The following is a 7,594-nucleotide window of genomic DNA, read 5'->3' on the forward strand; positions in this document are numbered from 1 at the left end:
TCCGACGCCCGGTCAGCGGGCGTCGACCGCCGGGAACGTCACCCGGAGCGCGGCGCCGCCACCGGGGCGGTCGCCGATCTCGACGGTGCCCCCGTGGGCCCGGACCAGGCCGTTGACGATGTAGAGGCCGAGGCCCGACCCGCCGCCGGAGCTCGCGGTCCAGAACTTCGTGAACACCCGCTGGCGCAGCTCGACGGGGATGCCCGCCCCCTGGTCGGTGACCGTGATCGCCACGAGCGCCGGGTCGGCCGGGTCCGGACCCACCTCGACGGTGACGTCACCCGCCCCGTGCCGGACCGCGTTCTCGACGAGGTTGGTCACCACCTGGGTGACCTTGTCCGGGTCGGCGGCGACCTTCGGGACCTCGACGACGTCGAGGCTGATGGTGGTGGCGGTGGCCTGCTGGACCGAGGCCACCACCCGTTCGGTGAGCACCACCACGTCGCACGGGCGGGTGTGCAGCTGGAGCCGGCCCGTGTCGATCCGCGCGACGTCGAGCAGCTCGGCGATCAGCCGGGACAGCCGGTCGGCGTCCGCCGCGACGGTCGTGAGCATCAGCTTCTTCTGCTCGTCGTTGAGCTGGTCCCAGCGGTTGAGCAGCGCGTGGACGAAGCCTTTGACGCCCGTCAGTGGCGAGCGCAGCTCGTGGGCGACAGTGGCGACGAGGTCCGACCGCTCCCGGTCGAGCCGGGCCCGACCACGGCCGGAGCGCAGGCTGATCGCGACCGTGTCGACCGGCGCGCCGCGGCTCGGCCGGTGGAGCCGGGCGGTGACCAGGACCTCGGTGCCGTCCGGCAGCACCCATGACTGCTCCGGCACCGCGGTGCGGGTCGGCAGGCCGCCGTACGGGTCGTTGCACGCGACCCAGCCCGATCCGTTGTGGTCGCTGAGCGCCAGCACGGACGCGAGCGACTCCCCCGCCACCTCGCCGGAGATCCCCAGCATCCGCCGGGCGACCTCGTTGGTGACGACGACCCGGCCGTCGGGACCGGCCAGCACCACGCCGTCGGGCAGCGCGTCGAGGGCGTCGGGCGGCATGCCCCGATCGTAGTGGTGCCGCGTCAGGCCGGAGTGTCTCCGACCTCAGCCGCGACCTCCTCCGCCAGCACGTTGCGCGGGACGGCGAGCACGTTCTCCAGGAGCAGGGCGACCAGGACCCCGCCGAGCACCAGCAGGCCGACCGCGACCTGCCAGCCCAGCGTGAACCCGTCGGTGAGCGCCACGGGAGGGAGCACGCCGTCGGCGACCTGGTCCTCGGCGTGGGTGAGCGCGATCGTCACGATGGTCGCCAGGCCCAACGCCCCACCGACCTGCTGCATGGCGTTCTGCACCCCGGAGGCCAGTGATGAGTCCTGGCCGGTGACCTCGTGGAGCGAGGCGTTGCCGAAGGCCGGGAAGCTGATCCCCGACCCGAACGCGAGGAGCACCATCCCGGGCAGGATCCCCGACGCGTAGCCGGAGTCGATCGAGACCGTGCTGGTCAGCGCGAGTCCGGCGGCACAGAACGCGAACCCGGCGGTGAGGATCGTCCGTACGCCGAGCCGCGGCATCATCGCCGTGCTCAGACCGATGCCGGCACCGATCGTGAGGCCGAACGGGAGGTAGGACAGCCCGCTCTCGATCGGTGAGTAACCCAGCACCTGCTGCTCGAACAACGTGAGCAGGAAGAAGTACGAGAAGAAGCCGGCCGCGAAGAAAAGGGTCACGAAGTTGGTGACCACACGGGTCCGGTTGCGGAAGAACGACAGCGGGATGAGCGGGTCGACCGCCCGCGCCTCGATCAGCACCATCGCGACGATGAGGCCGACGCCACCGAGCAGCGGCAGCAGGACGTTGCCCGAGCCCCAGCCGTGGTCGACCGCCTCGAGCAGGCCGTAGACGATCGCGATGAGACCGGCCGTCCCGGTGAGGGCGCCGGCGACGTCGGGCCGGTGCTGCGAGGCGCGCTCCATCCGGCTCTCCGAGACCAGACGCGGCACGACGATCAGGGCGAACGCGGCGACGGGCAGGTTGATGTAGAAGATCCAGCGCCAGTCGGCCAGCTCGGTGAGGAAGCCGGAGATCACCGTGCCGCTGGTGCCGCCGAGCCCGGCGATGCCACCCCACAGGCCGAGCGCCTTGATCCGCTCCTGCGGGTCGGGGAACATCAATGCGATCAGTCCGAGCGAGGCCGGCGCCGCGAGCGCCTCGCCGATGCCCTGCACGAATCGCGCGATCACCAGCATCTCGGCGTTGGCGGCGGCGCCGCACGCGGCGGACGCGACGCCGAACAGCACGACCCCGGCCAGGAAGACCTTCTTCCGACCGAGCATGTCCGCCAGCCGACCGCCCAGCAGCAGCAGGCCGCCGGCCATCAGGACGTAGCCGTTGACCACCCACGCGAGCCCGGTCTCGGTGAAGTCGAGGTCGGTCTGGATGTCGGGCAGGGCGCCGTTGACCACGGTCACGTCGAGGATGAGCATGAACTGGACGAGACCCAGGACGGCCAGGGCCTTCCAACGACGAGGGTCCGAGGCGGTGTCGGTCATGGCAGGAGCCTGTCAGTCCCCGCCGACATCATGGTCAGCCCCGCTGAACCTTTGCCGAGGCGTAGAGGCAGACGGCCGCAGCGGTCGCGAGGTTGAGGCTCTCGGCCCGGCCACGGATCGGGATTCGGACCCGGTGGTCGGCCAGCACGGCCAGCTCGGGCGGCAGGCCCCACGCCTCGTTGCCGAACAGCCACGCGACCCGCTGGTCGAGCAGGTGGTCGGCGGCGAACAGGTCGACCTCGCCCCCGCCGTCGGCGGCGAGGACGACCCGGCCGGCTGCCTGGGCGGCGCGGATGACCGCGGCAGGATCGGGATCGATCGCGAACGGCACGTGGAAGAGGCTGCCCACGCTGGCGCGAACGGTCTTGGGGTTGTAGGGGTCGACCGACTGTCCCGCGAACACGACGGCGTGCGCGCCGGCGGCGTCAGCGGTCCGGATGACCGTGCCGGCGTTGCCGGGGTCCCGGATGTCAGCACAGATGACCAGCGTGCCGTCGGCCTCGATCAGGCCGTCGACCGGCTGGTCGAGGTGACGGCACACCGCGACCACCCCGGCCGGGTTGACGGCGTCGGACAGCGAACCGAGGGCGCGGTGCTCGACGAGGGTCACGTCGACGGCGGCGAGCAGGTCGGCGTACTGGTCGACGGCCGCCGGCGTCGCGAAGACCTCCACGACGCGGTCGGGCACCTCGAGCGCACCCTCGACGGCTTTCGGGCCGTCAGCGAGGAAGAGCCGCCGCTCGGTTCGCACCGAGCGGCGGCTCAACTTCCTTGCCTCCTTGACGCGAGCGTTGCCCGCCGTCAGTGGAGTCATGCGAGAAGGGTGATGCAGGTCAGGCCGAGGCCTCGGCCGGGGCGTTGACGTCCTCCGGCAGAGCGGCCTTCGCCTGGGCGACGATGGCCGAGAACGCGGCCGGGTCGTTGACGGCCAGGTCGGCGAGGATCTTGCGGTCCACCTCGATGCCGGCCAGGTTGAGACCCTGGATGAAGCGGTTGTAGGTCATGCCCTCGGCGCGAGCCGCGGCGTTGATCCGCTGGATCCAGAGGCGACGGAAGTTGCCCTTGTTCTTCTTGCGGTCGTTGTAGCTGTAGACCAGCGAGTGGGTGACCTGCTCCTTCGCCTTGCGGTACAGGCGCGAGCGCTGGCCGCGGTAACCGCTGGCGCGCTCGAGGGTCGTCCGGCGCTTCTTCTGCGCGTTCACTGCGCGCTTGACGCGTGCCATCTTCTAACTCCTTGTTCGGTGGTGCGAGAGCCGGTCAGAGACCGAGCATCTTCTTCGCGCGCGGGACGTCGTTCTTGGCGACCTCGACGGTGCCGGTGAGGCGGCGGGTGACCTTCGACGGCTTCTTCTCGAGGTTGTGGCGCTTGCCGGCCTTCTCCCGCAGGATCTTGCCGCTGCCGGTCACCTTGAAGCGCTTGCTGGCACCGGAGTGCGTCTTGTTCTTCGGCATCTCTTCGCTATCTCTCTTCTTACAGGTCGATGTCGGGGTCGAGCGCCTCGTTGGCGCGCTTGGCCTTCTTCGTCGTGGACGGCTGGTGGGCGACGCGCTCGGCGTGCTCGGCGGCCTTCTCGGCGTCACGCTCGGCGGCGGCCTCCTGCTTGGCGGCCTTCACCTCGAGCTTGGCCTCGGCCTTCTTCTTGTTCGGACCCAGCACCATGATCATGTTGCGGCCGTCCTGCTTCGGCGAGGACTCGACGAAGCCCAGCTCCGCGACGTCCTCGGCGAGCTTCTGCAGCAGGCGGAAGCCCAGCTCGGGGCGGTGCTGCTCGCGACCGCGGAACATGATCGTGATCTTGACCTTGTCGCCTGCCTTGAGGAACCGCACGACGTGACCCTTCTTGGTCTCGTAGTCGTGCTGGTCGATCTTCGGCCGGAGCTTCATCTCCTTGATGATGACGTTGGTCTGGTTCCGTCGTGCCTCACGGGCCTTCTGGGCGTTCTCGTACTTGAACTTCCCGTAGTCCATGAGCTTGCAGACGGGCGGCTTGCCCATCGGAGCGATCTCGACGAGATCCAGGTCGGCCTCCTGGGCCAGCTTGAGTGCCTGGTCGGTCGGGACGATCCCGACGGTCTCGCCGTTGGGTCCCACGAGTCGGACCTCGGGTACCCGGATCCGCTCGTTGATACGCAGCTCGGTGCTGATGTGTCCTCCAGTGTTGTGGGTGTCGGGGGCTTCTCGTTCGTCGCGGTGGGCCCGAAAACGAAGAAAGGCTCCCGCTCGTCCAAGCGGAAGCCAGTCGCAACCCCGTCGCCGCACGCTCACGCGCACGACCGGGTCTCATGGACCGGACCCGACGATCTGTTGCCCCAAGAATCTGGCGGAGCGGCGATCGATGCGGGTGGGAGACGTGGATGCTGCTGGTCCCCGCTTGGTAGACCTGCCATCCCAGGCTCGGGATGACAGATCGGTCAACCACGGATGTTACCGGAGTTGTTCCCCGCCCGCGAATCGCCGGAGCGAGGGCTCACGGGGCCTCGCCCGCCCAGGCCCAGGCGCCGTCGGTGAGCCGGACCGGGCGCCAACCGGCGGCGATGCGGTGCAGGTCCTCGCCCGCGACGGTGAACGCGTGCCGGCTGCCGACGTCGACCACGAGCGCATCGGCACCCTCCTGGACCGCGGTCGCCGCGGCCAGCGGCGTAGCGACGGGGACCGGCCGCGCCTCAGGGTCCCACGCCCGCATCGCCGGGATGCCCGAGAAGGACAGCAGGGCGCGCCTGCCGTCCGGAGCGGTCAGCAGAACGGTCGCCATGTCGCTGGACTTGTCGTGGGCGAGCCCGGCGTCGTCGTGCTCGACCTCGCCGAGCAGCGCGACGACCGGCACCAGCAGGCGGGCACCGGCGAGCGCGGCCAGGACCTCCGGATAGGCGGTCGAGCCGGCTGCCCAGGACCCGAGCGCGCTGAGCAGGGCACCGTCGGCCGCTCCGTCGTCATCGACGTACGACGACCCCTGGAGGAGGCGCTGCTTCGGGTGCGGCTCGGTCACGCGCCCATGGTCGCATCGCCGTGTCGCAGCGCCGCATCCACGTCGCCTGCGTGAAACGATGCGGGGATGCCCACCGACTCCATCGCGCGCAACCGGTTGGCGGCCCGGCTCGACGCCGCTGTGCGCGCCCACGGTGAGCCGCTGCCGACGCCGGTGTTCGTCGTCGACACCGACGCGTTCGACACCAACGCAGCCGACCTCGTCGCCCGGGCTGGCGGTACCCCGATCCGGGTCGCGTCGAAGTCGCTGCGCGTGCCCGAGCTGATCCGCCGGGCGGTCGCGCACGACGGCTTCGAGGGCGTCCTCTGCTACAGCCTCGCCGAGGCACTGTGGCTCGAGGCCAACGGCGTCGTCGGCGACGGTGACGGCGACCTCCTCGTCGGCTACCCGACGGTCGACCGCGCAGCGCTGACAGCGCTGGTCGCGTCGCCCCGCGCAGCGTCGCGGATCACCCTGATGATCGACGACGTCGCCCACCTCGACGCGGTCGACGCGCTGCGACGCTCGACGGCGGTGCCGGTCCGGGTGGCCATCGACATCGACGCGGGCCTGATCGTCGGCGGGCGCCACGTCGGACCCAAACGGTCCCCCCTGCACGACGCGGCCGACATCGCCCGCCTGGCCCGCACGGTCGTCGATCGGCCTGGCTTCCACCTGGCCGGGGTCATGACCTACGAAGGCCAGGTGGCGGGCGTGCCCGACGCCGTCCCGCACCAGAAGGCACGTTCCCTCGTCGTCCGACGACTCAAGGACGCCTCGGTCGCACAGCTCAAGGCACGCCGAGCCGCCATCGCCGACGCGCTCGCCGCCGTGGCACCCCTGGAGTTCTGGAACGCCGGCGGCTCGGGCTCCCTCGAGTCCTCGAGCGCCGACCCGGTCGTCACCGAGCTCAGCGCCGGTTCCGGGCTCCTCGTCCCCGGCCTGTTCGACCACTACCAGGCGTTCGAGCCCCGGCCGGCGTCGTTCTTCGGCCTGCCCGTCACCCGTCGTCCCTCCCCCGAGCTCGCCACCGTGCACGGCGGCGGCCTGGTGGCCAGCGGTGCCGCCGGAAGCGACCGGCTGCCGATCCCGTGGGCCCCGGCGGGCCTCCACCTGACCGGGCTGGAGGGCGCCGGCGAGGTCCAGACACCGCTGACCGGCCACCCGGCCGCGCTGCTGCGGATCGGTGACCTCGTGTGGTTCCGCCACGCCAAGTCCGGTGAGCCGTTCGAGCACACCGCGCAGGTGCACCTGCTCGCGGGCGAGCGGTTCACGGCCACGGTCCCGACCTACCGTGGGCATGGACTCGCGTTCTGAGTCGCCCGGGGGTCGCCCGGCGGGAGCCCTCGAGGACACGGCCCGCCTCGTGCTCGCCCTGGCGGCGGAGCGACCCCCGACCCTCGGGGCGACGCGGCTGGTCTCGGTCGACGGCCCGGCCGGCTCCGGGAAGTCCACCCTCGCCAGCGCCCTGGCCGCCCTCGACGAGGGCGCGCACGTCGTCCACATGGACGACCTCTACGACGGCTGGGGCGGTCTCGGGTCGATCTCCCGCCAGCTCAGCACCCTCGTCCGACCGCTCGCGCTGGGACGCGCCGGCTTCTACCGGCGCTACGACTGGCACCGGGGCGAGTTCGCCGAGACCGTCGACGTCGAGCCGCCCCCGCTGCTGGTCCTCGAGGGCGTCGGCGCAGGCGCGGCCGAGCTCACCACGATGATCACGGTGCTGGTCTGGGTGAGTGCTCCCCGGGAGCTGAGACGCCAGCGCGGGCTCGCCCGGGACGGCGAAGCGTTGGCGCCGCAGTGGGACGGCTGGATGCGCCAGGAGGACGAGCACTTCGCCACCCAGCGCACCGCCGAACGTGCCGACGTGCTCGTCGACGGCACCGGCGCCCGCTCCGCCGAACGGATGGACCGGGAACTTCCTCGAGACAGGCGTCCGGAGCGCCACTAGCCTTCCCCCCGTGTGCGCCGCCGCGTCCGCGGCGCTCCCGTCCGGACGGGTGGCGCTGCTGTTCTCCGACATCGAGGGCTCGACCGCGCTCCTGGGCCGCCTCGGTGGGGCCTACGGCGAGGTCCTCGACCGGCACGGCCGCATCATGC

General features: G+C 71.4%; 9 protein-coding genes. 2 read left to right on the forward strand and 7 right to left on the reverse strand.

Annotated features, from left to right (window positions below; all coding sequences use genetic code 11):
* Positions 1 to 12: 12 nt before the first annotated feature.
* From H0487_RS11775 to H0487_RS11805, 7 genes are all read right to left on the reverse strand, one after another.
* Positions 13 to 1,038, reverse strand: coding sequence for a sensor histidine kinase (locus H0487_RS11775; protein ID WP_183094430.1), 1,026 nt, complete (start codon positions 1,036 to 1,038; stop codon positions 13 to 15).
* A gap of 23 nt (positions 1,039 to 1,061) precedes the next feature.
* Positions 1,062 to 2,528, reverse strand: coding sequence for an MFS transporter (locus H0487_RS11780; protein WP_183094431.1), 1,467 nt, complete (start codon positions 2,526 to 2,528; stop codon positions 1,062 to 1,064).
* Positions 2,529 to 2,562: 34 nt separating this feature from the next.
* Positions 2,563 to 3,342, reverse strand: coding sequence for a TrmH family RNA methyltransferase (locus tag H0487_RS11785; protein ID WP_183094432.1), 780 nt, complete (start codon positions 3,340 to 3,342; stop codon positions 2,563 to 2,565).
* 19 nt (positions 3,343 to 3,361) lie between these two features.
* Positions 3,362 to 3,751 (reverse strand): 50S ribosomal protein L20, encoded by a 390-nt coding sequence (gene rplT, locus H0487_RS11790; protein WP_183094433.1) that lies wholly within the window; start codon positions 3,749 to 3,751, stop codon positions 3,362 to 3,364.
* Between the two features lie 34 nt (positions 3,752 to 3,785).
* Positions 3,786 to 3,980: a 50S ribosomal protein L35 gene (gene rpmI, locus H0487_RS11795; protein WP_183094434.1), complete on the reverse strand. Its 195-nt coding sequence runs from the start codon at positions 3,978 to 3,980 to the stop codon at positions 3,786 to 3,788.
* A gap of 19 nt (positions 3,981 to 3,999) precedes the next feature.
* Complete coding sequence (gene infC / locus H0487_RS11800) at positions 4,000 to 4,620, reverse strand: translation initiation factor IF-3 (RefSeq protein ID WP_376766678.1); 621 nt, start codon at positions 4,618 to 4,620, stop codon at positions 4,000 to 4,002.
* 376 nt (positions 4,621 to 4,996) lie between these two features.
* Positions 4,997 to 5,515: an SseB family protein gene (locus tag H0487_RS11805; protein WP_183094435.1), complete on the reverse strand. Its 519-nt coding sequence runs from the start codon at positions 5,513 to 5,515 to the stop codon at positions 4,997 to 4,999.
* A gap of 66 nt (positions 5,516 to 5,581) precedes the next feature.
* On the opposite strand from H0487_RS11805, the gene H0487_RS11810 reads away from it, so the two are divergent.
* Positions 5,582 to 6,811 carry an alanine racemase gene (locus tag H0487_RS11810; protein WP_183094436.1) on the forward strand — a complete coding sequence of 410 codons (1,230 nt, stop codon included), beginning with the start codon at positions 5,582 to 5,584 and terminating at the stop codon, positions 6,809 to 6,811.
* Positions 6,795 to 7,445 carry a nucleoside/nucleotide kinase family protein gene (locus H0487_RS11815; RefSeq protein ID WP_246383420.1) on the forward strand — a complete coding sequence of 217 codons (651 nt, stop codon included), beginning with the start codon at positions 6,795 to 6,797 and terminating at the stop codon, positions 7,443 to 7,445. Before H0487_RS11810 ends, H0487_RS11815 begins: the two co-directional genes overlap by 17 nt.
* Positions 7,446 to 7,594: the final 149 nt, after the last annotated feature.

Origin of the sequence: Nocardioides stalactiti, from assembly GCF_014180715.1 — a bacterium.
GTDB lineage: Bacteria > Actinomycetota > Actinomycetes > Propionibacteriales > Nocardioidaceae > Nocardioides > Nocardioides stalactiti.